The organism is Pseudalkalibacillus sp. R45 (assembly GCF_052246725.1).
Lineage (GTDB): Bacteria > Bacillota > Bacilli > Bacillales > Fictibacillaceae > Pseudalkalibacillus.
On sequence record NZ_JBQQCL010000020.1, the window covers coordinates 39,327 to 65,865 of the forward strand.

27 protein-coding genes are annotated in these 26,539 nt (G+C 41.2%); 13 read left to right on the plus strand and 14 right to left on the minus strand.

Annotation, left to right across the window (positions count from 1 at the left end):
- Positions 1 to 10: 10 nt before the first annotated feature.
- Positions 11 to 1,363, minus strand: coding sequence for a magnesium transporter (gene mgtE, locus ACTWQL_RS21390; RefSeq protein WP_443144431.1), 1,353 nt, complete (start codon positions 1,361 to 1,363; stop codon positions 11 to 13).
- A gap of 319 nt (positions 1,364 to 1,682) precedes the next feature.
- On the opposite strand from mgtE, the gene ACTWQL_RS21395 reads away from it, so the two are divergent.
- From ACTWQL_RS21395 to prpE, 3 genes are all read left to right on the plus strand, one after another.
- Entirely contained in the window at positions 1,683 to 1,853 is a 171-nt protein-coding gene (locus tag ACTWQL_RS21395; protein WP_443144432.1) for a hypothetical protein, read from the plus strand.
- Positions 1,854 to 2,016: 163 nt separating this feature from the next.
- Positions 2,017 to 3,204: an FtsW/RodA/SpoVE family cell cycle protein gene (locus ACTWQL_RS21400; RefSeq protein WP_443144433.1), complete on the plus strand. Its 1,188-nt coding sequence runs from the start codon at positions 2,017 to 2,019 to the stop codon at positions 3,202 to 3,204.
- Positions 3,205 to 3,294: 90 nt separating this feature from the next.
- Positions 3,295 to 4,038: a bis(5'-nucleosyl)-tetraphosphatase PrpE gene (prpE, locus tag ACTWQL_RS21405; protein ID WP_443144434.1), complete on the plus strand. Its 744-nt coding sequence runs from the start codon at positions 3,295 to 3,297 to the stop codon at positions 4,036 to 4,038.
- 217 nt (positions 4,039 to 4,255) lie between these two features.
- Here the strand turns inward: prpE and ACTWQL_RS21410 are convergent, their stop codons facing one another.
- From ACTWQL_RS21410 to ACTWQL_RS21425, 4 genes are read right to left on the minus strand one after another with little or no spacing between them, the layout of a single operon-like run.
- Positions 4,256 to 5,155 carry an RluA family pseudouridine synthase gene (locus tag ACTWQL_RS21410; RefSeq protein WP_443144435.1) on the minus strand — a complete coding sequence of 300 codons (900 nt, stop codon included), beginning with the start codon at positions 5,153 to 5,155 and terminating at the stop codon, positions 4,256 to 4,258.
- A gap of 43 nt (positions 5,156 to 5,198) precedes the next feature.
- Entirely contained in the window at positions 5,199 to 5,993 is a 795-nt protein-coding gene (locus ACTWQL_RS21415; protein ID WP_443144436.1) for an NAD kinase, read from the minus strand.
- 43 nt (positions 5,994 to 6,036) lie between these two features.
- Complete coding sequence (locus ACTWQL_RS21420) at positions 6,037 to 6,654, minus strand: GTP pyrophosphokinase (protein WP_443144437.1); 618 nt, start codon at positions 6,652 to 6,654, stop codon at positions 6,037 to 6,039.
- Between the two features lie 40 nt (positions 6,655 to 6,694).
- Entirely contained in the window at positions 6,695 to 7,084 is a 390-nt protein-coding gene (locus tag ACTWQL_RS21425; protein ID WP_443144438.1) for a UPF0738 family protein, read from the minus strand.
- A gap of 154 nt (positions 7,085 to 7,238) precedes the next feature.
- Between ACTWQL_RS21425 and ACTWQL_RS21430 the strand changes: the two genes are divergently transcribed.
- From ACTWQL_RS21430 to ACTWQL_RS21450, 5 genes are all read left to right on the plus strand, one after another.
- The gene (locus tag ACTWQL_RS21430; RefSeq protein ID WP_443144439.1) at positions 7,239 to 7,817 is read left to right on the plus strand and encodes a CYTH domain-containing protein; all 579 of its coding nucleotides are present in this window, start codon (positions 7,239 to 7,241) and stop codon (positions 7,815 to 7,817) included.
- 275 nt (positions 7,818 to 8,092) lie between these two features.
- On the plus strand, positions 8,093 to 8,707 hold the full coding sequence (locus tag ACTWQL_RS21435; protein ID WP_443144440.1) for a lytic transglycosylase domain-containing protein: 615 nt from the start codon (positions 8,093 to 8,095) through the stop codon (positions 8,705 to 8,707).
- Positions 8,708 to 9,036: 329 nt separating this feature from the next.
- A complete protein-coding gene (locus ACTWQL_RS21440) occupies positions 9,037 to 9,417 on the plus strand; it encodes a globin domain-containing protein (RefSeq protein ID WP_443144441.1) in 381 nt (126 codons plus the stop codon).
- Positions 9,418 to 9,483: 66 nt separating this feature from the next.
- The gene (locus ACTWQL_RS21445; protein ID WP_443144457.1) at positions 9,484 to 10,359 is read left to right on the plus strand and encodes a ClpXP adapter SpxH family protein; all 876 of its coding nucleotides are present in this window, start codon (positions 9,484 to 9,486) and stop codon (positions 10,357 to 10,359) included.
- Positions 10,360 to 10,650: 291 nt separating this feature from the next.
- Positions 10,651 to 10,905, plus strand: coding sequence for a hypothetical protein (locus ACTWQL_RS21450; RefSeq protein WP_443144442.1), 255 nt, complete (start codon positions 10,651 to 10,653; stop codon positions 10,903 to 10,905).
- A gap of 23 nt (positions 10,906 to 10,928) precedes the next feature.
- Here ACTWQL_RS21450 and ACTWQL_RS21455 read toward each other — a convergent pair whose 3' ends face one another.
- Positions 10,929 to 11,321, minus strand: coding sequence for an NUDIX hydrolase (locus tag ACTWQL_RS21455; RefSeq protein ID WP_443144443.1), 393 nt, complete (start codon positions 11,319 to 11,321; stop codon positions 10,929 to 10,931).
- 70 nt (positions 11,322 to 11,391) lie between these two features.
- Between ACTWQL_RS21455 and ACTWQL_RS21460 the strand changes: the two genes are divergently transcribed.
- A complete protein-coding gene (locus ACTWQL_RS21460) occupies positions 11,392 to 11,568 on the plus strand; it encodes a hypothetical protein (RefSeq protein ID WP_443144444.1) in 177 nt (58 codons plus the stop codon).
- 32 nt (positions 11,569 to 11,600) lie between these two features.
- Here ACTWQL_RS21460 and pepF read toward each other — a convergent pair whose 3' ends face one another.
- The 4 genes from pepF to mecA form a co-directional block, all read right to left on the minus strand.
- Positions 11,601 to 13,421, minus strand: coding sequence for an oligoendopeptidase F (gene pepF / locus ACTWQL_RS21465; RefSeq protein ID WP_443144445.1), 1,821 nt, complete (start codon positions 13,419 to 13,421; stop codon positions 11,601 to 11,603).
- Between the two features lie 336 nt (positions 13,422 to 13,757).
- Complete coding sequence (locus ACTWQL_RS21470) at positions 13,758 to 14,945, minus strand: competence protein CoiA (RefSeq protein ID WP_443144446.1); 1,188 nt, start codon at positions 14,943 to 14,945, stop codon at positions 13,758 to 13,760.
- Positions 14,946 to 15,043: 98 nt separating this feature from the next.
- Complete coding sequence (cls, locus tag ACTWQL_RS21475) at positions 15,044 to 16,576, minus strand: cardiolipin synthase (RefSeq protein WP_443144447.1); 1,533 nt, start codon at positions 16,574 to 16,576, stop codon at positions 15,044 to 15,046.
- A 243-nt stretch (positions 16,577 to 16,819) separates the two neighbouring features.
- Positions 16,820 to 17,497 carry an adaptor protein MecA gene (gene mecA / locus ACTWQL_RS21480; protein ID WP_443144448.1) on the minus strand — a complete coding sequence of 226 codons (678 nt, stop codon included), beginning with the start codon at positions 17,495 to 17,497 and terminating at the stop codon, positions 16,820 to 16,822.
- A 367-nt stretch (positions 17,498 to 17,864) separates the two neighbouring features.
- Here mecA and ACTWQL_RS21485 point away from each other — a divergent pair, with 367 nt between their 5' ends.
- Positions 17,865 to 18,539 carry a TerC family protein gene (locus tag ACTWQL_RS21485; protein WP_443144449.1) on the plus strand — a complete coding sequence of 225 codons (675 nt, stop codon included), beginning with the start codon at positions 17,865 to 17,867 and terminating at the stop codon, positions 18,537 to 18,539.
- Positions 18,540 to 19,017: 478 nt separating this feature from the next.
- On the opposite strand, the gene ACTWQL_RS21490 is transcribed toward ACTWQL_RS21485, so the two are convergent.
- A complete protein-coding gene (locus ACTWQL_RS21490) occupies positions 19,018 to 19,752 on the minus strand; it encodes a nuclease-related domain-containing protein (RefSeq protein ID WP_443144450.1) in 735 nt (244 codons plus the stop codon).
- Positions 19,753 to 20,215: 463 nt separating this feature from the next.
- Positions 20,216 to 20,611 carry a transcriptional regulator SpxA gene (gene spxA, locus ACTWQL_RS21495; protein ID WP_221563850.1) on the minus strand — a complete coding sequence of 132 codons (396 nt, stop codon included), beginning with the start codon at positions 20,609 to 20,611 and terminating at the stop codon, positions 20,216 to 20,218.
- 262 nt (positions 20,612 to 20,873) lie between these two features.
- Between spxA and ACTWQL_RS21500 the strand changes: the two genes are divergently transcribed.
- Together ACTWQL_RS21500 and ACTWQL_RS21505 are read left to right on the plus strand one after the other, a co-directional pair.
- Positions 20,874 to 22,052 (plus strand): efflux RND transporter periplasmic adaptor subunit, encoded by a 1,179-nt coding sequence (locus ACTWQL_RS21500; RefSeq protein WP_443144451.1) that lies wholly within the window; start codon positions 20,874 to 20,876, stop codon positions 22,050 to 22,052.
- Between the two features lie 9 nt (positions 22,053 to 22,061).
- The gene (locus tag ACTWQL_RS21505) at positions 22,062 to 25,130 is read left to right on the plus strand and encodes an efflux RND transporter permease subunit (RefSeq protein WP_443144452.1); all 3,069 of its coding nucleotides are present in this window, start codon (positions 22,062 to 22,064) and stop codon (positions 25,128 to 25,130) included.
- An 84-nt stretch (positions 25,131 to 25,214) separates the two neighbouring features.
- On the opposite strand, the gene ACTWQL_RS21510 is transcribed toward ACTWQL_RS21505, so the two are convergent.
- Together ACTWQL_RS21510 and ACTWQL_RS21515 are read right to left on the minus strand one after the other, a co-directional pair.
- Entirely contained in the window at positions 25,215 to 25,352 is a 138-nt protein-coding gene (locus ACTWQL_RS21510) for a hypothetical protein (protein WP_443144453.1), read from the minus strand.
- A 14-nt stretch (positions 25,353 to 25,366) separates the two neighbouring features.
- Entirely contained in the window at positions 25,367 to 25,909 is a 543-nt protein-coding gene (locus ACTWQL_RS21515; protein WP_443144458.1) for a GNAT family N-acetyltransferase, read from the minus strand.
- Positions 25,910 to 26,213: 304 nt separating this feature from the next.
- On the opposite strand from ACTWQL_RS21515, the gene ACTWQL_RS21520 reads away from it, so the two are divergent.
- Positions 26,214 to 26,393: a hypothetical protein gene (locus tag ACTWQL_RS21520; protein WP_443144454.1), complete on the plus strand. Its 180-nt coding sequence runs from the start codon at positions 26,214 to 26,216 to the stop codon at positions 26,391 to 26,393.
- Positions 26,394 to 26,539 lie beyond the last annotated feature (146 nt).

The following is a 26,539-nucleotide window of genomic DNA, read 5'->3' on the forward strand; positions in this document are numbered from 1 at the left end:
CCTGTTTCGTTTACGTAAAATAATTGATGAATGTCGTAGCAAGGCCGAAATAGATCAACACGCTGATGATATCATTGATCGTAGTAATAAAAGGACCTGAAGCTACTGCGGGATCTATTTTCATTTTATGCATAAGTAAAGGGATCAAAGCTCCCGCTAAGGTAGCGACAATCAAGGTGAGCAAAATCGATGCACCAACCAATAATCCTAAGTAGATGGAATCCTGCCATAAATAGACGATGATTGTGATGACCAACCCGCAGGAAGCACCAGTGATCACTCCTGTCCCTGCTTCCCTTAAAATGAGACTTCTCACATCCTGTTTATCTGTATCCCCGGTTGCGATTCCCCTTACAGCTACCGCTAACGCCTGGGTACCTGTGTTTCCTGCCATTCCAGCAATCAATGGAATGAATACGGCCAAAATAGCAACCTGATTCAATGTTTCTTCAAACTGGCCGATCAAGCTTGCCGTGATGGTGCCAAGGAATAATAAGATAATCAGCCATGGAAGTCTTCTTTTAGCTGCTTGCATCGGACTCCTGTCGGTGGAATCCATATCGGAAACCGCGGCTAATTTCGAGTAGTCCTCAGATGCTTCTTCATCAATGACATCGACAATATCATCGACCGTGATGATTCCAAGGAGATGATTTTGGAAATCGACAACAGGTAAGGCAAGGAAGTCATAATCCTTCATCATCCGTGCCGCTTCTTCCTGATCTTCTCCTACAGAAATCGCAACGACTCTTTCGTTCATGACCTCATTTACGGGTGTATTTTCTTCAGCGATGATCAAGTCTCTTAAGGATATGACACCGACCAGCTTTTTATTTTCATCCACCACAAACACATAATAGATTGTTTCCGCATCCGGCGCTTCCTTCCTAAGGATCTCCATCGCCTGTGTCACCGTCTGATTCGCCCGGATCGCCACGAATTCCGTGGTCATGATACTTCCGGCCGTTTTTTCTTCATAATGGAGAAGCTCTTTAATTTCCTGAGCAGCTTCGTTATCCATGATCGTCAAATAACTAGCCAACTGCTCAGCTTCTAAATCATTCAATACGTCGACGGCATCATCGGCGTACATATCCCCAAGCATTTTTGCTGCATAGAAAGGCTCCATTTCAAACAAATAGCCTTTTGTATCTTCAAGGTCGATTTTCTCAAAAATATCTGCCATTTCTTCAGGGGAAAGATACCCATAAAGACGCATTCTTTCCTCTTCTTCCAAAACGGAGAAAAGACGTGTTTGATCATAAGGGTGCATCTCTAAGAAATTTTCTCTGAACAAATCGATATCATCGTTTTTCAACGCATCGATTACAGATTGGAATTCATAGTATTCTTCTTGTTCCATAGTTGTTGGCCCCCTCTCATCCAGGGTTCTTTATTTGTTTGGATTATGACTGTTTTCGCAAACTTTGTTGCTCTTGCACTTAAAGAAAGTATAAAATACTTTCTTCAGTATAAGGGCAACTAAGGCTCGACCTACAAAAGGCTTGGTCTCGCCAAGTTTTCTTTAAAAGTCGTTGATTTCCGCTCCAGGATGCTCGCTTTCCACGGGGCGTGCGGTGAGCCCACTCGTCGCCTTGCGACCTCAGGAGTCTCCTTTTCAAGGAAGCATTTGTGCTCCTGCGTCTACAAGAAAGTCCTGTGGAAGCGAGCTTCCTCGTCGCATGCCTTGCGAGGAGATTATTCAGGTAGTAGGCACGCTGATCCCACAGGACAAGGAAAGCTCCGGCAGCGTTACATCGTACGAAGAAAATGCGATTCCCATTTTCGAGGAGTCTCGCACCTCGCTCTCCAATCAACTTGCACAAGGTGAGTTTTTTAAAATGACTCAATAGCAACAATCTTTTAGAAAAGAGCTTTATTTATACATGACTAACTAATCGTAAAAAAGGGTTTTAAATATGTCAATTTAAAAAATCAACAGAAAAAATTAACAAAGCTATTATAAAAGATGTTATCATTTCAATGAACCAGTTTTCTTTAAGGTAGGTAGCGCTAATGACGAACCAAGAAAGAGAAACACCTTTTCAACAAATCGATTATAACTTACTTTTTATTTTATTTCTTTTAATCTGTTCAAGTTGTATTGCGATATATAGTGCAGTTGGACAATATGAAGGGAACTTTGTAGTAAAGCAGTTGGTATGGTATGCCGTTGGTTTCGTTGCGATTGCAGTGGTCATGATCCTTGATTTTGATCAGTTCTTGAAGCTTTCGTGGTACATATATGGCTTTGGCATCTTCCTATTACTTGGAATCGTGCTCATCCCTTTAGTGGATCCGAATGCGGGTACGAAAGAAGCAATTGTCCCATACATCAATGGTGCCCAGAGCTGGTACAGGTATGGCGGGGTCGCCTTTCAGCCATCTGAATTGATGAAAGTCGCCTTGATCATCTCAATTGCGAATGCCATCACTCTTCATAATGAAAAATATTTGCATCGTTCAATGCGGGAAGATTTTTTGTTGCTTGGTAAAATCATTTTGATATCTCTTCCGCCAGTATTTTTGGTCATGCTTCAGCCTGACCTCGGAACGACACTCGTATTTTTTGCAATCATAGCAAGTCTTTTATTAGTTTCTGGTATACGATGGCGAATTATCCTTCTCTTATTATTTAGTTCAACACTTTTCGTAACTAGTCTTGTTCTCATTTACATCTATAATCCTGAGTTTCTAATCGAGTATATCTTACATGATGAATACCAGCTAAATCGTTTTTATGGCTGGTTGCAGCCTTACGAATTTGAACAGGGCTTTGGTTTCCAGCTTGTAAAATCGTTATTGGCTATAGGATCAGGACAATTATACGGTAAAGGATTCGGAGAAGGGAATGTCTATTTCCCTGAAGCCCAGACTGACTTCATTTTTTCTGTCATCGGTGAAGAATTCGGTTTCATGGGAACAAGTTTTGTGATTTCCCTCTTCTTCTTATTGGTTTATCGAATCATCCATGCTGCACTTGAAAGCAATGATCCATTTGGCAGCTATTTATGTGCTGGTGTAATCGGTATGATCACATTCCAGGTCTTCCAGAATATCGGAATGGTCATCGGGTTACTTCCGATCACAGGGATCCCCTTACCGTTCATCAGTTATGGAGGAAGTTCAATATTGGCAAGTATGATTGCAATCGGACTTGTCCTTAACGTCCGATCAAGGACAAGAAAATATATGTTCGATTAAAAAGCGCCTTCTGAAGGTGCTTTTTTCATTAATATTTGTTATTTTAGAAGATACTTAATACATACAGATCGATAATGTGGAGTGAAAAGTATGAAATTTGATGTAATCGGAGATATTCATGGCTGCTATACCGAACTCATTCAACTGATCGAAGAATTGGATTATACAAAGGATACACGCGGAGAATACCACCATCCAGAGAATCGTAAGCTTGTTTTCCTTGGTGATTTGACCGATCGCGGACCTGAATCGATAAAAGTGATCAGGCTCGTATTCCATCTTGTAAAACAAGGGATAGCACTCTATTCACCCGGTAATCATTGCGATAAGCTTTATCGTTATTTTCAAGGAAGAGATGTCCAGGTCAGGCATGGTCTCGAGACTACGGTTGCTGAATTCAAAGCTTTGAAACAGCAAGAAAAAGTGGAGATTTCAAGAATGTTCAAGGACTTGTTTGAGGAATCCCCGCTCTACCTTCAGCTTGATGACACAAAGCTGATTGTTGCTCATGCAGGGATCCGTGAGGATTATATCGGACAAACACATAAACGGGTGAAGACATTTGTGTTATATGGCGATATAACTGGAGAAAAACATGAGAATGGAATGCCTGTCCGCAGAGACTGGGCTCAAAACTATCAGGGGGAGCGAATCATCGTGTACGGCCATACTCCGGTTCCGGAACCAAGACGGATCGGAAATACGATCAACATCGATACGGGATGCGTCTTCGGTGGCGCACTCACTGCCTATCGATATCCTGAGGACCAGACGATTTCTGTACCATCCACGATGCCATATGTGGCGGAAAAGTTCAGGACGTTTGAGGATTGAGGAGCGTATTTTAGAGATTATTTTAGCGTTTTAGACTTCTTTTTAGATTTAACTATGTTTTGTCATAAAGAAAACTTGGCTAAGCCAAGCCTTAGCGCAGGCTATGTCTTTCGCGTCTTTGAGATCATCATTTTGGAATTCTGCATATTCGGGTGAGGAATCGTGCAACTTTGGACAGGAATCGTGCAACTTAGTAAAAGAGACCTAAACGTTCATATTAGGTTTCGTTCTCTATCAACCTTGCCATATCATCAGGGACCGGTGCTTCAACCTCTATCTTTTTTTCCAAGAACGGGTGATAGAATTGCAGGTATTGACTATGAAGCGCCTGCCTTCCAATCAAAGCATGATTCCCTCCATAAAGATCATCGCCTAATAACGGGTGACCAATGGAAGCCATATGCACCCGTATCTGATGGGTCCGTCCTGTCTCCAGTTTCAAACACACCAACGCAAATTCTTCAAAAGACTGTAATACTTCGAAATGCGTTTTCGCCTGCTGCCCATCTTCTCTTACACAGCGCTCGATGATGCTCCCCTCTTTTCGTCCGATCGGTTTCTCCATCGTTCCATTTGCTTCCACTGGAACACCATGACTTAGAGCGAGATAGGTACGGTCCATCTCTCCACTTTTTTGCAGTCTGGATAATAAGGAATGTCCATAGCGATGTTTCGCGAACATGACAATACCGGATGTATCCCGATCTAGCCGATTGACAGCATGTATCGTCGAGGAAATCCCTTCTTGTTGATAGTAGAAAAGGACAGCTTGAGCCAGGGAGTCCGTGTTCCTGAACATAGAAGGAATTGTCGGCATACCCGCCTGCTTGTCAACAGCCAGAAAATGCTCATCCTCAAATAAGACCGACAACGGAATTTCAACTGGTTCCATCGACTCGCTTACCTCTTCAGGAGGAAAGGACACCGTTACTTGATCATTTTCTTGCAGCTGATAACGGACTGTGACCGGTTGATCGTTTACAAAAAGAGCGCCACCGGCATACTTGATGTCAGTGAGCGCCTGCCTTGATATGAATTTTTCTTGCAAAAGATACTCCCTGAGGAGTTTACCGCTGGAAGTTTTCCCAACGGTCCAGGTGAATTGCAATGGTTTCATGAAGTACCTTCTCCTCTAATGGTTAACAATTTTACCTATAAATTCATTCTTTGACGAATGATTCTCGTACACGTTTCCAGAATGGGAACGGTCGGAATCGCGCAAATCTTACTTTCTCTTCAGCTACTCGGCACTGGATCGACTTCACTTTTTCATGCAATAAGAAAAGATGGTCGATGGTTATGTGAAAATCAACATCGTTAACCGGTTTCAACATGCATGTATGGTGCTGAGGTAAAACAAGCGGAGAGCCGACTGTTCGGAACACTCTGTTGTTGATCGAAGCCATTTCCGCCAACTGTAGCGAAGGAAGCGAAGGATGGATGATGGCTCCGCCGAGGGCTTTATTGTATGCCGTACTCCCCGAAGGCGTAGAGATGCACAACCCATCCCCTCTGAAGGTTTCGAATTCTTCACCTTTGATTTCAACATTCATGACCAGTGAACCATCTACACTTTTTACTGTACATTCATTCATCGCCAAATAGCGGCTTTCCTTATCATCGTCTAAATAACGGACAGTCACTTCAAGCAAAGGATATTCAACGATTTGGAAAGGTGTTTTCGCAATATGGATAACGAGCTTTTCCACTTCGCTCGGTGTCCAATCCGCATAGAAACCGAGATGTCCTGTATGTACACCAACGAACGCAGTCTGATCGACACGTTCGATGTAATGATGGAACGCATGAAGAAGTGTGCCATCCCCACCAATGGAAATAACGATATCAGGCTCTTTCTCATTCCATTTCAAATCAAAGTCTTGTAAATAAGATTTGATCCTTTTTTCAAGTTTAGCTGATTTCTCGTCACCTTTTGAGATTATCGAAAAATTCATTAACCATCGCTTCCTTACCTTCAAAATTCATTTTTTATGTATATCATCGTTGTTCTTTTTGCTCGAAAATCTTTTGCGCCTCTTGTATTTCCCCTTTTATAAGAGACATTTCCTCATCCAGCCTGAAAGCAGCTTCTGCCGCACGCTGAAGGCGTTCTTCGATATTCGTAGGGATCGCCCCTGCATATTTATAATTTAAAGAATGCTCTATTGTCGCCCAAAAATTCATAGCAAGTGTCCGGATTTGGACCTCAACTAAGAGTTTCTTTTCACCGCCTACAGTTTGTACAGGATAGGATATGACGACGTGGAAGGAACGATACCCACTCGGCTTTTTATGATTGACATAGTCCCTTTCTTCAATTACTTCAAGATCTTTACGCTTCTTCAGCATATTGATGACTGTTTCGATATCATCTACAAACTGGCACATGATCCTGATCCCTGCAATATCCTGGATTTCCGTTTCAATGTCATCCAGCGGAATGTTCTTCCGTTTCGTTTTATCGATAATACTTGCAACAGGTTTGACTCTGCCAGTGACAAACTCGATTGGAGAGTGCTTATTCTCAATGAGATATTGATCCCGCACCCCCTTCAGTTTCACCTTCAGTTCATCAACTGCTTGTTTGTAAGGATTCAAGAAAACATCCCATTCCATCCAACCACCACCGAATCTATTTTTTCGGAAGCTCTCTATATCAACCACTGATCGGTTGAAAGATCTCCTCTACACTTTTCATCATTTCGTTACCGTAATTTGCATTTCCAGAAATGTTTTCGATCAAATACTCTAATTCCCCTTTTAATCCTTTTAAATTTAGAAGTTCATGGTTAGATAATTTCAGAAAAGCATCTTTCTCTTCCGTAATCACTGTTTTCAATCCATTCCATTGTTCTTTTGGAAATGAAACGTAAATGAAGCTATCCGTCGTTTCCAATATATAAATGAAAGATAAAGAATCAGAGTCCACGAGTACTTGTCCGGAAGGCGCCAGGCTAACCTCCCCTGACAGGTTTTCGCTATTGCACACAAACTCGACCTTATCTTCAAAAATTTCACTTGATGTCACTTCTAATCTTGTAGTCATATTGGTCCTCCTAAAAATGAATCGATATGCTTTGTTGGTCTTTTAAACTCCTTATTAAGTGTATCATATTTTAAATCTCAAATTAAAATTGTAGCCCGTATCCTCATATGAGATAATGACACGGAAATGATTGACATATGAGGTGATCCATATTATGAAACAAGAAATCGAAATTGAACTTAAGAATCTCGTTACTGAAGAAGAATTCAATGCTCTAATCTCTGCTTTCTCTATATCGGATGATTCTTTTATCGAGCAAACGAATCATTATTTTGATACTGAGGATTTTTCGTTAAAAGACAAAGGATGTGCACTCCGTATCCGTTATAAAAAGAACACCTATACATTCACTCTGAAACGACCTCATGATGACGGACTGCTTGAATCGCATGAAGTACTATCAGAAGCAAATGCCTTAGACTTAATAAATGGTCATAGAGTAGCTTCAAGTGAGATGCTGGATTTACTTGAAGAAACATTCGGAATCGAATCTAACAAGTTAAAATGCTTAGGGTCTCTTGTCACTTCAAGAGTTGAAAGAACGTATAAATCTGGTTTACTTGTATTTGATCATTCCACTTATCTTGGGACAGAAGATTTTGAGTTGGAATACGAAGTCGCTGATCGCAAGACTGGCGAACAAGAATTCCACAACCTTCTTGAAACGTACAACATTCCACAACGAAACACGCTGAATAAAATCGAGCGCTTCTTCAATCGTAAACGCGGTTGAGCCGAATCTATGGATTAAATCTTTAAGGCTCGATTGTTGCTTTTGAGTCATTTTTAAAAACTCACCTTGTGCAAGTTTATTGGAGAGCAAGGTGCGAGACTCCTGCGGGCTCACCGTACGCCCCGCGGAAAGCGAGCATCCTGGAGCGGAAATCAATGGCTTTCAAGAGCAACATGATTGCGAATTAATGTGATATGAAATTTTTGTCAAAATTCGTTGTTTATGGGAATGCCCTTTGCTATGATGAAGATAGCTTATGAAAGTAGGGATGACGTTTGAACAGTCAATTGATCCGATCATTAATAGAACTACAATCACTGAGTCAATTTCATATTGGACCGAAAACTTCTTCTGTCGATTCAGCATGGAGTAAGATGTTGGAGGAAGCACTCCAGTCATTCATTAAACAGGATGCTGTTTTAAGCGGTAACGACACGAAGCCGATGGGATTGAATTTACCTGTCATGATGACGAATCCGCTGATGGAAACGACTCCGACTATATCAACGGACAATCAGTATCGTACATATATAAACAAAGCAGCTGCGAAGTACAATCTTGATCCTAACTTGATAGAAGCTATCATCAAACAAGAATCGAGTTTCAATGCCTTGAGTACAAGTCCAGCAGGTGCGATGGGATTAATGCAGCTGATGCCGAAAACCGCTGAGGGTCTTGGTGTCAGAAATCCTTATAATCCTGAAGAGAACATCATGGGTGGAGCGAAATATTTGAGACAAATGCTTGATCGCTATGACGGCAATATCCAGAATGCCCTTGCCGCTTACAATGCTGGTCCTGGGAATGTCGATCGATATAATGGTATCCCGCCGTTCACCGAAACAAAAAATTATGTCAGAAAAGTAATGTCCAATTATCAACGTGCCTGAGATAAGTTGAATAAAACTTGTGGCATACCTACAGAGCGTACAAAGAAACTCATTTCCGGATGGGTTTCTTTTTTTTAGGGCTTTTTAAAAGTTTGTTGCTAATGGAGTGGAAATATACGAGACGCCTGTGGAACAGCAAGTTAAGCGAGACCCCCCTCAGTGATTTAAGGCTTCGTATACAAGCGCGTGGTACAAGGTCAAATGAACTGTAAATCAGAATGTTTGCCGAAACAATAATTGCATTGCTAAAATAAGTAATAACTTCTTGCTAAGAATAAAGTGTGATTATACTTTTTCAAGTTGGAACAAAATAAGGCAGGTAACGAATTATGAATTCAAATTATACACCATTTGAAGCTATCGGCGGTAAAGAGATGGTTGATAAGCTTGTGGAGGCATTCTATCCTCGCGTACAAGCTCACCCGGATCTCGCTCAGATATTTCCAGATGATTTAACTGAAACGATAAGAAAACAGAAACAATTTTTAACCCAGTTTTTAGGAGGGCCGCCTTTATATAGTGAAGAACATGGCCATCCGATGTTAAGGGCAAGACATATGCCGTTTCCAATCACAACTCGACGTGCGGAAGCGTGGCTTTCCTGTATGAAGGAAGCGATGGAAGAAGTCAACCTGGAAAGCCCTTATAAAGAACAAATTTACAGCCGCTTGACGATGACAGCCCATCACATGGTTAACAATCCTGAATAAGAGCGATAGAAAGGAGAATAACCATTGACGAAGCACAATACAGAATCAACAGAAGCAAACAATGCTATCCAATGTGAGTGCGAATTACCAACTTCATATAAGAATCGCCCCATTGAAATATACTCATTCGTAGATCCTCTATGTCCAGAATGCTGGGGCCTTGAACCTGTCATAAAGAAGTTACAGATCGAGTTCGGAAATCACATCCGCCTTAGACATTTGATGGGGGGTACACTCGATTATTGGAATTCTGCGATACAGAGACGGAATGGGATTTGTACGAAAGAAGATGTTGCAAAGAAATGGGAAATCACCGCTAATCGCTCCGGGATGTCTTGTGATGGAGATGTATGGTATGAAGACCCGATTCAAACTCCTTATATCGCTTCGATTGCAGTAAAGGCTGCTGAATTACAAGGAAAATCGAACGGTGTACGCTTCTTGAGAAAATTAAGAGAAGAATTATTTCTGCAAAAGCAAAATATCACGAAATTGGATGTATTGGTGCAATGTGCAGACGAAGCTGGACTCGATGTGAAGGAGTTCCAAAAGGACCTTCATTCAGAAAGCGCAGTAAAGGCGTTCCAGTGTGACGTAAAAACGACACAGGAAATGGAAGTCAACCAATTGCCATCGCTTGTTTTTTTCAGTGATACTTCAGACGAAGGCATAAAAATTACTGGAATGTATTCATATGAGATTTATGTTCATATTTTAGAAGAACTTCTCGGGGAGTTACCGAAAAAATGTCCCCCACCGCCAATGGAGTATTTTTTACAAAAGTATCAATTCGTGGCTACAAAAGAAATTTCAGAAGTTTATAATCTCAGTGAACGTGAAGTGGAAAAACAACTTAAAGAACTTGTTTTACAACAAAAGGTTGAAAGAGTTCCAGTAAAACACGGTACCTTTTGGCGTTATATTGAAGGGGCTGACGCATAAGTCAGGCCCCTTTTTCATTGAATGGTTTCGCAAACTTTGTTGCTCTTGCACTTAAAGAAAGTATAAAATACTTTCTTCAGTATAAGGGCAACTAAGGCTCGACCTATAAAAGGCATGGTCTAGCCAAGTTTTCTTTAAAAGTCGTTGATTTCCGCTCCAGGATGCTCGCTTTCCGCGGGGCGTGCGGTGAGCCCACTCGTCGCCTTGCGACCTCAGGAGTCTCCTTATCAATTAAGCATTTGTGATCCTGCGTCTACAAGAAAGTCCTGGCGAAGCGAGATTCCTCGTCGCATGCCTTGCGAGGAGATTATTCAGGTAGTAGGCACGCTGATCCCGCTGGAGTCTCGCACCTTGCTCTCCAATCAACTTGCACAAGGTGGTTCATTACAAATTGACCCCAAAGCAACATTCTTTAAGAAAAGGGCCTTTTCATTTAAAGAAAGTCTAAACCAATATAAGCACACAAGCTGGTGGCTTCGTAAGCAATACACCGCACGAAGGAAAAGCGATTGCTTTTTCGAGGAACTAAGGCTCAGCCTGCGCTAAGGCTTGGCGTTGCCAAGTTTTCTTTAAGGTAAACTGAGTATTTTATCAATGATTGATTTTGGACGCAGCGGAAGCTCTGTTAATCCCGTGACATTAACCCACATTGGGATATACTTCCCTTTCGCTTCATTCTTGCCATTCATCTCTGCCCCACTGCCCTTTCCAAATTCACCACCACTGATCTCAGCCAGAAAATAATAGTGCAGACCGTTCCATTTTTCTGTATGAACCAATCCTTTAATCATGACATCGACGCCCAATTCCTCCTTCGCCTCTCTACATGCGGCTTCCTCTGGTGTTTCACCATCTTCTATCCCGCCGCCAGGGATGACATAATAGGTTTCTGATTCTTTAACACGTTTGATCAGTGCGATTTGTTCTGATTGTATTAGGATGATCCTGCTCCGCTTTCTCACATCCTGCCTCCATTCGGAAAGCATGTTTTATTTTTTCATTCATAAACTTTAGTGTAAGGAGAGTGATATCATGCAATTAAGGATAATGCTCGGAGTCATTGGTGTCATGGTTAGTTTCGTCCTCGTCGTTTTCGGCTTCCTCCACATTTTCCCCTTATTCATAGCAACACCACTGCTATTCATATCCATATTCTATATTCTAGTCCGCATCAACAGCCGCAACCGATTCAAGGGCTTTAAAATTTAAACGGGCTGACCTCGCAGCCAGCCCGGTATTAATTATTCTGTTTCGAAAAGTAACTCTTCCATTTCACTCAATACGGATTCGAATACTGATAGAGCTTCCTCGATTGGTTTACTGCTTGTCATATCCACTCCTGCCTTCTTCAAGACTTCGATTGGATAATCAGAACTACCAGCCTTCAAGAATTCAAGATATCGTTCGACTGCTGGCGCACCCTCCTCTAAAATCTGTTTAGAAAGCGAGGCGGCTGCACTGAAGCCAGTCGCATATTGATATACATAGTAATTGTAATAGAAGTGAGGAATCCTTGCCCATTCAAGTCCGATTTCTTCATCAATGATGATATCTTCGCCAAAGTATTTTTCATTAAGTTCATAATAGAGCTTCGTAAACAAATCAGGTGTCAGCGCTTCACCAGCCGCTGCACGTTCATGGATCAATTGTTCGAACTCGGCGAACATCGTCTGGCGGAAAACGGTGCCTCGGAATCCTTCAAGAAGATGGTTCAACAAGTATAATTTCTTCTTCTTGTCATCTGTAATGTTGAGCATATATTCGTTCAACAATGCTTCATTACAGGTAGAAGCTACTTCAGCAACAAAAATTGAATAGTTCGCATATGGATATGGTTGTGTCTCGCGCGTATAGTAGCTGTGAACAGAGTGTCCGATTTCATGCGTCAATGTAAACAGGTTGTTTACGTTGTCCTGCCAATTCATAAGAATATACGGCATCGTCCCGTAAGCTCCCGAAGAATATGCTCCGCTTCTCTTTCCAACGTTCTCCTGGACATCTATCCATCGTTTCTCATAGCCTTCTTTAACGATATTGACATATTCTTCCCCAAGTGGCGATAGGCTCTTTACGACAAGGTCTTTCGCCTCATTATAAGGGATCTCCATTTTCACGTCCTTCACAATCGGTGTATAGAGATCATACATGTGTAGTTCATCCAAGCCTAGAGCCTTTTTACGAAGTTTCACATAACGGTGCATCAGATGAAGATTGTCATTCACCGTCTTCACGAGATTGTCGTAGACTGTCTCAGGGATATTGTTTGCATCAAGTGCAGCTTGACGTGCAGAATCATACTTCCTTACTCTTGCATTGAAATTGTCTTTTTTCACTGTTCCGCTTAGTGTACTTGCGAAAGTATTTTTGAATTTATCATACGTTCCATACATCGCCTTGAAAGCATTCTTGCGGACTTCCTGATCATCACTTTCCAAGAAGCGGATATAACGACCGTGCGTAAGTTCAACCTCTTCCCCATTTTCATCTTTGACTGTCGGGAACTTGAGGTCGGCATTATTCAACATGCCAAACGTATTACTCGCATTGTTCGTCACTTCACTTACACCCGCGAGCAGCGCTTCCTCTTTTTGAGACAACACATGCGGACGGCTTCTGTTGATTTCATCTAGAAAGTGATCGTAAAGCTTCAAGTCATCATTTTCTTCCACAAAGGATTTGATCTGACTTTCGTCTAAAGAAAGAATTTCAGGAACGATATAAGAAAGGTGACTGCTTGTTTCAGTCGCTAATGTCGCCACACGATCATTCAGGCCCTGATAAAAGGAATTCGTTGTATCCTGGTCATTTCTCATATGCGCATATGTATACAACTTTCCAAGCTGTTTGGTAATTTCATCTTGAAGCTGCAGGGCTTCATATAGGGTCGCTGACGATTCACCCAGTTTCCCCTGATATTGATCAATCCGAGGAATCAATTCTTTTACCTGCTTGAATTCTTCTTCCCATACGTCATCCGTTTCGAAAATATCTTCTAAATCCCAAGTATCTTCAACCGGAATTTCGTCTCTTTTTGGTAATGATTTCACTGCTTGTTCTGCCATTTAAAATCCTCCTTATTTCCTCTAACAGAATTACTGGTATAGATAGGTTGTTTCCTAATAAAAACAATCCCTACATCTGTATAAAATTCGAGGGACAGTTCAGATTTCCTTTCTTTCTTCCCTATGTTTTTCAGATAAATCCAGGATTATTTATATACTTTCCCAAAATCCACTCCCTTTCCGTAGGCGAACCGCGAGCCTACTCACTCACTTCCACAGGATGTGGTGGCTTCGACGTTCACCATAAGACGTGAATCGTTGCGGGGTCTCGCCTGGCTCGCTGTTCTCGCAGGAGTCTCGTGGATTTCTTAATGAAAAAGCAAGCAATAAGGTTTTTTATACCTGAATTTTAAAATACTGTTTCATCGTTTTTCTAACATCAGTGATCGATTCTGGGAATTGGAGGTCCTTCTTTTTTATAAAGTGATTCACATCAACCCTTTTCAACACACCGAATTTACATAACCATTGCAAATAATCCATCAATGCATAAGAAATATGACTCTTTTCATCTGCAAGGATAGGACGGGTGCTGATTTTATAAAACTTTATTGTTTTAATGAAGTTTCGGAAGATTTGACGGAATGAAAAAGTGGAATCAACTGACATCGGATGGAGGATTTCGATCAGGAAGCAGGTTTGCCACACATAGGCAGGCGAGTTGAACCAGAAAAGGTGTTTAGAGGGAAGTCCAGCTTCGACTGGAAAAAGACTTACTGGTATCCCTTTATTCACGAGGTGTTTCTTCATCATTATGACAGAGGGGTCTTTGTTCACATGGATATAAAGGCGGGTCGTTACGCTTTTTTCAATCCATTCAGTATGGCAGTCTTTCAAATAAGGCGGGTCGAGTTCATTGGTGTGAAATGGATAGACGATTTGATTAGATGAGATGGTCTTTTTACAGGCAAGAATCATCCTTGAGGTATATGGAACGATGGAATGAAGAAACGTAAAGGATAAGCTTAGAGGGCAGTAATACATAATATAAGGTGAAAAATCGCAGCTATCGTTGAATTGTAAGGATTGAAAGGCAAGTTCGTCCAACCAATAGAAGCTGGTATTCTTGATTCTGGATATCCTTTTTGATCCCAATATCCAGATAGGATCGATTCCTGCATTTTGAAGGGTACGATTACGTTTTTTGAAAATCTCGATGGGGATTGTCGCACATTGATATTCGATCGCGGTCGATAAGCCAGGGAGGTATAGATCAGGGCGTTGCCTCAACAAGGGGAAGTATCGCTCTAATTCGGGGGTAACGTTTTGCGCGGATAACCATTGATACAATTGTCTTTTCCCTAACAAATGGTAGGTGGATTCTGGTTCGATGTCCACCCCGCATGCCGTGCCGCTTACGTGTGAAAAGTGCCAGATTCTTTTTGTGCCAAGCTTAAGGATAACATCCTTATTACAGATAGGACATTGGAAAGCATCCAAATCTCTCATCCTTTCCAATTCGTCTTTTTTCCAGATTTCGGCCAGATTGATACACTGCCCGTTGCTGGAATTCGCTAAAAGCATTGAATCACCTCTATCTATTGAATTTTTTCGCACCTCAATAGTATTCCATATAAAAAAACAGAACCCTTCTCGCTGGAGAAAAAGATTCTGTGTATTCATCATAGTAATGGAGATAAGAGCCTTGATGTAGATTCGAGAATTTTATAGTAAAATGCCCGATTGTTGAAGGATTCAAGCACAAGTGGTGTCGAATCTTCAAGATCCTGGATATAGTCATCCACCAACCTCAAGGTACTCTTTGTACGATATAAAAAGGCGTTCACTTCGAAATTCAAATGGAAACTTCTCATATCCATATTTGCTGTACCGATTGAAGCTAGTTCATTGTCGACGATGATGATCTTACTGTGCAAAAAGCCCTTTCGATATTCGTAGATCTTCACACCTGCTTCAAGAAGACTTGGAAAATAAGATCTAGACGCATGGAATGGCAGCTTCTTATCCGGTCTTGCAGGGAATAATAGCCGAACATCGATTCCGCTTAAAGCAGCGACTCTCAATGCATTCAGAATGTCCTCATCAGGTATGAAATAAGGCGATGTGATCCAAATTGATTTCTTTGCGGAGATGATCATCGAGAAAAACAACTTTTTGATGATGTCCCACTGGTGATCCGGTCCGCCGGCAATCATCTGTACGCCACCATACACTTGTGCACTCGGAATTTCGGGAGAAAGATAATTTGGCTCCAATAGTGTCTCTCCAGTCATCGAATACCAATCCTGCAGAAAGATGATCTGTAAGCTTCTAACCGCTTCTCCCTTTACCATCAGATGTGTATCCCGCCAGTAACCGTAAGTGGGATTCAAACCTAAGTACTCATCACCGATGTTAAGTCCGCCGACAAAACCGACATTCCCGTCAATCACGACAATTTTCCGATGGTTCCGATAGTTGATCTTGTTATTGAATAAAGGGAGTTTAACAGGTAAAAAAGGTACAGCCTCCACGCCTGCCTTTCGAAGTTGATCAATATAGTCGCGAGAGAGCTTCCAGCTTCCGACTGCATCATACAAGAAACGGACTTCGACTCCCTGTTTCGCTTTTTCCATCAGGATCGTCTTAATCTGTCTGCCGATATTATCATGACGCACAATATAATATTCCATATGTATATGTTCTTCCGCATTACGTAAGGCTTCAAGAATACATGTATAGGTTTCTTTCCCATTTGTAAGGACCTTCGTATCGGTGTTGAATGAAATCGGACTCTTTCCTAACCTTTGAGCTAACTGGAACAACAACCGTTGATGATCCCCCATCATTTTCATATTGTCATCATCAAGGGCACGATTCTGTTCAAAGCGTGAAAAAGCCTCTTCATCAGTGAGCGCTTTTTGATCGAACATTTTCTTTTTACGATAATTCCGGCCAAATATCATATAGAAAAAGAAACCGACTAGAGGAAACGCGGCTAAAACAACGAACCAGGTCAGTGTCTGGGACGGATGCCGATTTTCTAAAAAGATGACAATCCCGATGAAAAGTGCAGAGAATGAGAAAAAGATACTTAAAGCACCAAGAATCCAATTTGCCCCGACAATCCAATTCTCCCAGTACGGTTTCGTGATGACGAATATACTTATCAGGATTGCTAAAAACATCATAAGCTGCAATGTCTTTTTGAACATGGTTACATCCCTCTGAATTCAATGTGGCATTGATTGGCAATGTAATGGTATGAAGAAAAATTGGCAAAGCTAAGCCCTAGCGTAGGCTGAGCCTTAGTTCCTCGAAAAAGCAATTACTTTTCCTTCGTGCGGTGCATTGCTTCCGAAGCAACCAGCTGTGCGCTTATATTGAATAAAGTATTTATACTTTATTTAAATTTGAAAACGAAAACGCCGAAATTCTTGACGAAGATCGGCGTCCCACTACTTCTTAGGAAAATACTCGTTCAATTGTTCGAGCGCATTTTCTGCAAGAATCACTTTCCCATACTCTTCGATCCGATGAATGGTAAGATCTGTTTCGTCACCAAATTCCAGCAATCTGCTCAACACATCATCCTGTTCAGATTCACTGAACGAATCATAGAAAGTCACGTACAAATAGTACTTATTCTCATAATGATAAAGGATATCTTCAAATGACTCACAATTAATATCGTGACTTAATGATATGAGATCCTCGATGTCATCGAAACGGATCATGAAAGATAAGTAATCTTCATCATCCTGTTCAGAAGCATCATCATTATCAACATCTGAATTAAATTGATGGTCAAGCATCTTTTCAATGTTTTCGTCAACTGGAACATCGACCTGCTTGTCATCTGAGATCGGAAGCTCCAATTTCGAACCATCCTGTGATAACGAAGCCCGTGTCACCAGAATCTCAAGTCCTTTATCCAAAGCCTGGACCTGAATCCAAAGCGGACCTTCTAATGAAAATTGTTCCTGTTGATGTGCTTCATCCATCATCTCCCAGAACAGCTCTTCTCCCCGTTCCCGGTTTTGCCAAATTTCCTCTTTATCGAATCCTCTTGTCTCTATATCGCTATAAGTTATGAAAAACTTTATTGTATACTCATTTACACGTTCTATTTCCATGGTGTTTCTCTCCCTTCGATCCAGATTGCTCACCTGGAAGAGATTTTGAACCCCTGTACGTTAAAATTTACCTTCTTTCGCATAGTGTTCCCATATTGTACGCTGCTGAATCAATAATAAAGTGTTGGAGTTTCTTGTACTTCTATTCTATGATAAATAAGTGAGGAATGAAATAAAAATGCATGACCATTTTTACTTTTTTACCATAAATAGGCCGATAACCGATACTTCCTAGCTTGACGCTATTGAAGAACTATTTTATAATTTCAACGTTCACGACCTTGTACATATAGCTATTTTGGTTGATTGTACGTGGATTATAAGCCAACGTCAAGTGTTTTTTCATATTAGAAAGGGGCTTACTTTTTTGTTTGAATCGGAATTTATCATTGCACTTTTATCAATTATTGCCATTGACATCGTTCTTGGCGGGGATAATGCCATCGTCATTGCATTAGCAAGCCGTAACTTACCCGTGCACCAACGGAATAAAGCGATTTTATTAGGAACAGGCTTAGCGATTGCCGTAAGGGTTGTACTAACCATTGTGGCCGTTTACTTATTAAAAATACCTTACCTTATGTTAGTCGGAGGCATCCTTCTTGTTTACATCGCGTATAATTTGTTGGCTGAAGATAGTGGCGAAGCAGACATCCAGGCTGGGACAACATTAAGAGAGGCTGTGAGGACAATCGTCGTGGCGGATATCGTAATGGGTCTCGATAATGTACTTGCCATCGCAGGTGCGGCTCACGGGAACATCTTACTCGTGATCATCGGTTTACTCGTATCGGTACCAATCATCATTTGGGGAAGTAAATTGATCCTTCATTTCATGGAACGGTTTCCGGCACTCGTCTATATCGGATCTGGAATTCTCGCATTTACAGCAGCTAAGATGATTAATGAAGAGAAAATCATCCACAATCTGATCGGACACAATGACTTCCTTAGCGTTCTCCTTTACGCATTCATCATCGGAGGTGTACTGTTATCAGGGTGGTTCACCAAACGAATGAAAACACGCGAAAGCTTGAACTAAACAACTTGGTTAAAAGGCTCGCCCCAATGGGTGGGTCTTTTCATTTTGCTGTTTTCTAATATAATGTTGCTATTGAAACCCTGTAAGCAGAAGAAATATACGTGACTCCTGCAGGAACAGCGAGCCAGGCAAGATCCGCAGCGATGAACGTGTGGTGAGGCTTGCGGTTCACCCGCGGAAAGCGAGTATATTTCTGTAGAAACCAAGTCTTTACCATAAGAGCGTTTTATTCATAGAATTTTTTTGCTGACCATAAGGAGGAAAGGTCGTAACTGAGTCTGGACGTGTTTCCTTCATGTTCCAATTTTAATGATTTTAATAAGTAGCTTGCAGTTTTTCTGGAATCGATGTGTAGATAATTTCTTAATTGTTGGTTTGTGATAGTGGGCTGGATTAAGAGGTAAACGAAGCGCATTTAGGTGAGCGTCTTTTGAGACTGTTTTACAAGTGAGGCAAATCCACTTACTATGAAGTCTTTTCATTGGAATAGTGAAATATGAGGACAGTGTACTCCAGTTATAAGCTCATCTTTTGAAATTTCCAGCTGGCTGAGGAGATCTGGATCATGTGGAGTGTGATGTTTTATTAGCAACTTTTTTAGTTTTCTTAGATTTTTTGTTGAGAGATACTCTTTAGTGTGGTTATTATGAAGATTTTCAATCGTAACGAGGAGTGAAGAATTGCGAAGGACTTTTTTCGTGAGCAGCTTTTCATTATCCCGAGGTACGATTTGAGTGGAGTCATTTGTTACAACAACAAATGGGTATATCGGAATATCATTCGGGAACTTATGCTGTTCTAACCATCTTCTCAGTTGAAAATGTTGATGATCTACCTGTTGTATCGGATCTTTGTAAATTACTTCCCGTCCGTCTAACTGCTGGATAAGTTGGTTATTTGCAGTGTCAAAGATAAGTTTTCCGGCTAAATTTTTGACCTCTAATATAATGATGTATTTCATGTGGGTTAGAAGCGAATCAATTTGGAAGTAATATTCACCGCTTGATAGGCGGGTACGATTATAAATCGTGTATCCTTTTTCATCGAGAAAGCTTAAGGGATAGTCAAGTGCCCTTTCACCCTTCTCTCCAGCCTTGCTTTTCGACAACCAGCTTTCAGCTTTTGCTCTACCAGGATGATATGGTGGAGATCTTCTTAGTATCGCTTCAAGTTTTTCGATTTTTGGTGAGTAAAAATTGATTTTTTGCTTCAAAAAATCACTCCTTTCTAAATTCTGTTAGTTTTTATTCTAGTCGCACTAACATTTTCCTTTTTTGAACGGCATAATTCTATAAAAGCTGTTTCTAAGGGCATATACGGATGATTTAGATCAAATTTGAGTGCTACTTGAGAAATTTGGAGAGCATCTTGCGCAATTCTGATGGCGTCTTGAGCAATTTCGAGGGCATCTTGCGTATCTTGAGCAATTCTGACTGCATCTTGAGCAATTCTAAGGGCATCTTGAGCAATTCCGACTGTATCTTGAGCAATTTAGTAAAATAGCCCCACTCTGTAACAGCGCAATCCCCCCACACCGCGACAGTACAATCCCCTCTGCGACAAGAACCCACACACACCCAACAATCCGCATCCCTAGCACGCCCAAGCTCCCCCACTAAAAAAACAAAAAAAAGACTGTTGCTTACCATTCAAGTTAAGCAGCAGTCTTTTCATTATTAGTTGACCATTTTTTGTGCTTCGAGCAGTTGGAATGTACGGACTTTTCTTGGTAGGAAACGACGGATTTCATCTTCGTTGTATCCTACTTGCAGACGTTTTTCATCTATCAAAATCGGACGACGCAATAGTCCAGGGTTTTCGCTCATCAGCTCGAACAGATCTTGTAATGGCATCGTTTCGAGATTGACATTCAGTTCCTGGAACGTCTTGGAGCGTTTCGAGATGATTTCGTCTGTCCCTTCCTCAGTCATACGCAAAATCTCTTTAAGCTCATTGATTGACAATGGCTCTGAAAAGATATTACGCTCTTGGAAAGGAATTTCGTGTTCTTCTAACCATGCTCTAGCCTTTCTGCATGATGTACAGCTTGGTGAAGTATATAATGTAACCATAAGGATCGTCTCCTTTCATGATTTGAAAATCATATTTATAAGAAATCTTACTTTAAAAAGATTATTAATCACATTTCTTATTATACAACAATTTCTATGTGTATGATAGGGTATAAATCGATTTCCTTCAGAAACTGTGTCCATCTTGTTAAACCTTCCCAAAAACCATGTTCCCTTGTTTATTTTTTTTAAACCTAAACTATAATAAAACGTAGATTGTTTCTCAGAAATTTGCTTGTAGATGATAATGGAGTGAGTATTCTTGAAAAAGTCATTAGCTTTGCTTAGTAGTTTTATAATCCTTTTAACAGCGTGTTCCGAAGATATCATTACAAGCGACAACGCTGCGAACAATGCGATACCTGTAAAGACGGAGACCGTTGAAAAATCCACCTTCAAAGAATCAATTGAACTCGTGGGTAAAACAACCCCGTCTGAACAAGTCCCTGTCATCTCCTCCACACCTTCTCAAGTAAAAGAAGTCCATGTAAAAGAAGGAGATAATGTTAAAAAAGGAGACCTGCTCTTTTCATTAGAAGATCAACAACTGCGACAACAACTTGCACAAGCGCGGTCAGCCGTCTCGACCCTTGAACGTTCGAGAAATCAACTTAACTCAGCGATCGAACAACAACAGGCTACACAATCCCGGGTGAACAACGTCATTGACGAAACGATCGATCAGCTGGAAGAAATCCAATTACCAGAACAAGCTGATTCAGATGAAATCACAGCTACGATCTCAGAAACACTTGAACAATTAAAAGGAGTGACTTCCTCTGGCTCCTCACTCACCGCCTCCACCCTACCGCTGATCAATGGTCAACTAGAACAGGCAAAAGGAGCCGTGAGACAAGCCGAAAGTGCATTAGAAGCAACTAAGATCACATCACCAATTGATGGAACAGTCGAACAAGTCAATGCAAAAGCTGGAGCACCAGCCCTCCCTTCTACACCTTTAGCTGTTGTTTCAAGTAAGCAAGACCTGAAGGCTGTTTTCAGCGCAAACAAATTTCATGTAAAAGAACTTACAGAAGATATGGCAGTACAAATGAGCTTTGAAGACGTGTCAAAACCGATTAAAGGTACAATCGAATCCATTTCATCAGAACCGAATCCGGAAACAAACACGTACACGGTCTCAGTCATGTTACAAGAAAACCAGGAAAACATCCAGTCAGATTCTGTTGCTACTGCTCTGATCGATACCAAGATCAAACAAAATAAACTGACTGTACCGAATCAGGCTATTCTCTATGATCAAAACAAACCTTATGTCTTTGTCGTCAAGAATGAACGAGCGATCAAACGGGTAATTGAGCTCGAAGCATCAGGCAAGCGTACAAGCCATGTCAGCGATGGATTGACTGAAGGTGACGTTGTTGTCACTGAAGGAAAATACCAATTGATAAACCGTTCGAAAATCAGTATTAAAAAGTGAGTGGACTTGATGAAAATAACTGAACTTTCCGTTTTTAGACCAATCGCCATGGGAATGGTGATCTTATTCATGCTAATCATCGGGGCGGTAAGTGTCCGGAATACACCGGTCGACTTATTCCCTGATCTTACTTTTCCTGTTGCAGCAGTTACGGTTACATATGAAGGCGCAAGTCCAGAGGAAGTTGAGAAACTTCTTGCACAACCGATTGAAAATATCATGGGGACCATCCCTAACGTAGAAAGTGTTTCTTCTGTTTCACGAACGGGCGGGGCACTTATTATTGTGTCATATAATTGGGGCACAGACATGGACTTTGCCGCCTTAAAAATGAGGGAGCAGCTGGATGCAGTTCGTGATCAACTCCCCCGGGATGTTCCACAACCAAGAGTTCTCCGATTCAATCCGAATGACCTCCCGATTGTCCGGTTAGGCATCCAAGCGACAGAGGGTGACCTGGTCTCTGCCAAGAAACTTGTAGAAAATGAAATAAAGCCTGCACTGGATTCGATTGATGGCGTTGCATCCGTCACAATTGAAGGCGGCACAGAGAAAGTCGTCAACGTGTCTGTTGATCCAGAAGCTTTGAATGATTTCGGTATCACCATTGACCAGCTCAGACAAGTTTTAGCTGGTGAGAACGTGACGATGCCAAGTGGAGAAATCAATGACAAAGAAATGAAGTATCCTTTACGTGTTGTTGGAGAATTCGATTCGATCACCGAGCTCAGACAATTGCCGATTCCGACTAAAAGCGGGGTCGTGGAACTGGATAAGCTCGTTGAAATTGAAGAGACAACGGCAAATGCTGACCAGATCAGTTATCTGAACGGTGAACCAAGTATTGGAATATCCATCCTTAAACAATCTGGAGAGAATACCGTTACAGTAGCAAACAGCGTCGAAAAGAAATTGCAAGACCTCTCCCTCTCCGAAGAGGTGAAAGTGGAGACGATTTTCAACCAGGCTAAATTTATCAAACAGTCCATTAAAGCGGTTCTGCTAAATATGATCATCGGTAGTTTATTTGCCGCCGGAATCCTGTATCTTTTCTTAAGGAATCTTCGTAGTACGTTGATCATCGGGTTCTCGATACCAATCTCGGTGATGACTGCTTTCATTTTCATGTATTTTTCTGGCCAAACCCTCAACCTTTTGACTTTAGGTGGGTTAGCGCTCGGGGTTGGTATGATTGTCGATAATTCCATCGTCATTTTAGAAAGTATATACAGGCTAAGGGAAAAAGGTGTACCAATAAAAGAGGCTGCAATCACTGGAACAAAAGAAGTCAGCGGTGCTGTCATCGCCTCTACACTTACAACTGTGGTCGTTTTCCTGCCGATTGTTTTTGTCGATGGTTTGGCTGCACAGTTATTTAAACCATTAGCTCTAAGTGTTACGTATGCGCTCGCAGCTTCACTCATCACAGCGCTGATCATCGTTCCACTGCTGTCATCAAACTTGATTGCAGGAAAACATAAGAAAATCAACCAGAAAGGGAAGTTTCTAAACTTTCAAAGGCGCTATGTCTATCTCTTAAGAAAGGCACTTCGCTATCCGAAACGGGTGATTCTTGGGACATTGATTCTCCTTCTCGTATCACTTTCGGCTATCCCATTCATAGGGACAGAGTTTTTACCAGCCCAGGACCAGAGTTACGTGAATATTAATGTAGAACTGCCCCCAGGAAGCAGTACAGATTCAACCTATCAAGCAACTGAAATCATCAATGAAAAATTGGATAACATTAGCGCGATCGATCTCTACTATGTGACGATCGGTGGTTCGAATGACTTTTCCATCCAGGCAGGCTCCAATAGTAATACGGCAATGTATAGCATATTGCTGAAACCTATTTCAGATCGTGAGCAATCGGATGTTCAAATAGCTGATACCATCAGATCGAAAATCGATAAGGTTGAAAATGCTGAGATATCTGTACAAGCAAGTGACGCAGGCTTTTCAGAATCGCCCGTTTCTATAGAAGTGTCTGGTCCGGATTTAGGAACGCTTGAAACCATTTCAGATAATATTAAAGCAGAAATCAATAAAGTGGATGGAATTCGGGAAATCGATTCGAATTATGAAACAGGGAATCCTCAGCTTGAAATTGAAGTTGATCGAACCATAGCCTCAAGTTTCGGATTGACCAGTGCCCAAGTTTCGCAAGCTGTTCAAAATGCAACGAACGGGAGAGTTGCTACTGTATTTAATCGAAGCGGTGACCAAGTCGACGTAAGGGTGCAAGTCGATCCAGAAAAGCTTGAGGATGTAGAGGATCTGAAAAATTTAAACATCGAGACACCCCGGGGAGAATTAGTGAAATTGAAGTCTATCGCTGAGATCAATCAAGGAACTGGTCCCAGTCAAATCAACAGGTCCGATCGATTACGGGAAATTAGGGTTAGTGCGTCAATTCTCGATCGAGATCTGGGAAATGTCATGAACGATGTCAAAAAACAAATTAAAGAGAATGTCTCTTTACCCTCTGGTTATGAAATCTCGTTCGGTGGTCAAAATCAACAAATGAAAGATGCCTTCTTCAAACTTAGTGGTGCTTTGGCACTTGCGATTGTTTTAATATACATGGTTATGGCGGGTCAATTCGAATCCTATTTCTATCCATTCATCATCATGTTCTCGATTCCGCTTACTGCAATTGGGATTTTGCTTGGATTGGTAGTCACCCGACAGCCTTTTGGAGTTGGTTCGTTAGTCGGTATCTTGATTTTGACAGGAATCATCGTCAACAACGCCATCGTACTCGTCGACTATATCAATCAGCTGAAGCAAAGGGGGCTCTCCACTTCGCGCTCGATTGTAAAAGCTGGTAAAGCGCGTTTACGTCCGATCATGATGACTGCCTTGACGACGATTCTCGGCTTGATCCCACTTATGATCGGGATCGGTGAAGGCACAGAAATCCAACAACCTATGGCGATTGTGATTATTTTTGGTCTTCTATTCGGCACCCTGATCAGCCTGATTTTCATACCAGTCATCTATAACCAATTCGACCAGATAAAAGAAACACGTAAAAGGAAGAAAGAACAATCGGAAGATATACCAAAATCTTAGACCATAGAAAAGGGGCTTAGTCATAAGTGTCGAACACACATGACTAAGCCCCCTGTTGTTATTTCAGGAATCTTTGTGTAGATATCAAGCTGTATATCTCTTCGATTGTGACGCTGGACCTTTTGTCGGCTTAGGCGTCCAACCTGGCAGCTTCTTTTTAAGAAGATCCTTGATCCATTCTCGTTTCTTCTTATTCTTTGTACGGCGTTTCATGAATCTCACCGTCCTTTCCTCACTTACTCTTCAAATGTGAGAACATCATCTACATCCTGATAAGATTTACCGTACAGCTCTACGTCTTTGTAGGTATGAATCTTTTCATACATCTTTTTCATACTTTCATAAACCATTTCTTCTGATTCATTTTCAGGTGCCCAGAAAAGGATTTCCATCTCATTGATTTCATTGGTCGCAAGTGAGCGGCGTCTGTACCCGATTGATTCTGCATGTACGAACCCTTCCCGTTTATAAAAGCGCTGTCTTTTCTCAGTATCAGAATCTTCGTAATCAACAGGCTCTACTTCCAGGATGATCGGCTTGCCTTTCTCTTTAAGCTTTTCTAATACCTTGTGGCCAATCCCTTGCCCTCTTGCAGCCCCAGATACAAAAATATAATCGATGAAAATAAAATCCTCGAACTCTGCATACATTAGGACGTGATGTTCACTCTCATCCTTATGATAGACGTCACCTTTTTCCTTCAACAATAACTCCATGTGTTTCTTCGATTTCATTTCTTCTACAGGAAAATATTCATTCAGCTTTTCATACCAGTTCATAGATCTACCCTTTCCATTTGGTTTATTCCTTTCCATTATAACACAACCTCCATTTAGCTCTAAATTTGAATTCAAAGGATTGGTTCGACCTTCCTTTTAAGGAACGTTTCCCGAAGACAGTTTATATCAATTGTTCAGTAAATAAGCTATAATAAAAGGGGAATAGAAGGTGTTCAGTGGACAGCTAAGCGGGAATTTTGATTTTTGATCGATTAATAATTTCCCCTCTTCCAAAGGCTTAAAACTTCTTTTACAATAGTAGTATTAGGAAATTATGGATGTTACATACAAGGAGGTAAATCGGATGCAATTTTTCATCGACCTTACTTTGCTCGGCCTATTTGTCATCGGACTGACTGCTTTCATGGGGATCATTACACAAGGTGTTGCTTCAAGACTATTTGGAAGAGGGAAAGCAAAATTCTTCTTGAATAAAAGTAAAAAAACCCAAACAGGATGGCGAAAGGTCCAACGGAGAATATAAAAATCTTAAGTTTTGGCTATTTCGCAAACTTTGTTGCTCTTGCACTTAAAGAAAGTATAAAATACTTTCTTCAGTATAAGGGCAACTAAGGCTCGACCTACAAAAGGCTTGGTCTCGCCAAGTTTTCTTTAAAAGTCGTTGATTTC